This window comes from Paracoccus haematequi, from assembly GCF_900631945.1.
Taxonomy (GTDB): domain Bacteria; phylum Pseudomonadota; class Alphaproteobacteria; order Rhodobacterales; family Rhodobacteraceae; genus Paracoccus; species Paracoccus haematequi_A.
The window spans coordinates 1-1,283 of sequence record NZ_UZWE01000105.1; the positions used below are offsets into that span (position 1 = coordinate 1).

The 1,283-nt window shown below is 71.2% G+C and carries 1 pseudogene; it reads right to left on the minus strand.

The annotated features are described in order from the left end of the window. Nucleotides 1-1,283, minus strand: a pseudogene (locus tag PARHAE_RS20890) (calcium-binding protein); the annotation flags it as partial.

The following is a 1,283-nucleotide window of genomic DNA, read 5'->3' on the forward strand; positions in this document are numbered from 1 at the left end:
CCCCAGATGGCATCGTTCCCGGCCCCCCCGGCCAGGGCATCGTCGCCGACATCGCCCCACAGCGAATCGTTGCCGTCATCGCCCCAGACGCTGTCATTGCCCGCCTGTCCCTGCAGCCGGTCGTGGCCCGCGCCGCCCCGCATCGCGTCACTGCCCGACCCTCCCGCCAGGACATCGTTCCCGGCATCGCCATACAGCGTGTCGTGACCGGCGCCTGCGGTCAGCCGGTCGTCGCCCGCGCCGCCCCGCAAGAAGTTGTTGCCCGACAGATCGGTCAGCATGTCATTGCCCACCTCGCCCCACAGGGTGTCGTTGCCGCTGCCGCCGTCCAGGGAATCGTTGCCCGTGCCGCCATACAGAAGATCGTTGCCGCTGCCGCCCAGCAGCGTGTCCCGGCCGGTGCCCGCTGTCAGCCGGTCATTGCCCGATCCGCCGTCCAGCCGGTTGTTGCCCAGCAGATCCAGCATGATGTCGTGGCCGCCTTCGCCCAGCAGGCGGTCGTTGCCCGCGTCGCCCCACAGGCGGTCGTCGCCGTCGCCGCCCAGCAGGTCGTCGTTGTCGGCCCCGCCATACAGCCAGTCCTGCCCCGCGCCGCCGCGCAGAGTGTCGTTGCCCGCGTCCCCCAGCAGACGATTGCTGCCCAGCAAGTCGGCCAGCGAATCGTTGCCGTCCTGGCCATACAGCGTGTCGTTGCCCAGGTTGCCGTTCAGCCGGTCGTCCCCCGTCCCCCCGTAAAGGGTATCGTTGCCGGTCCCGCCGTCCAGGATGTCATTCCCCGCCTCTCCGAACAGCTGGTCGTTGTCGGCGTCGCCCCACAGCAGGTCGTCGCCGCCGCCCCCCCGCAACACGTCGCTGCCCGCCCCGCCGCGCAGGCTGTCGCGGGACAGGCCCGCGATCAGCAGGTCGTTTCCGGCATCGCCGAGCAGGTGGTTGCTGCCCGACAGATCCTCCAGCCGGTCGTTGCCATCCTCGCCCGACAGGGTGTCGTCGCCTGCCTCTCCGAACAGGCGATCGTCGCCCGCCCCGCCGTAGAGGCGGTCGTTGCCGGCGCCGCCGTGCAGGGTGTCGTCATCCAGCCCGCCATACAGCAGGTCGTCGTCGCCGTCGCCCAGCAGGCTGTCTTCGCCTTCGTCGCCAAACAGCGTGTCACGGCCCGACTCGCCCAGCAACTGATCCGCGCCGCTGCCGCCGCGCAGCAGGTCGTCGCCGTCCTGGCCCTGCACCGTGTCGTCGCCTGCCCCGGCCGAGACGACATCGTCGCCCGCCCCCGCCCGGATCGCGTC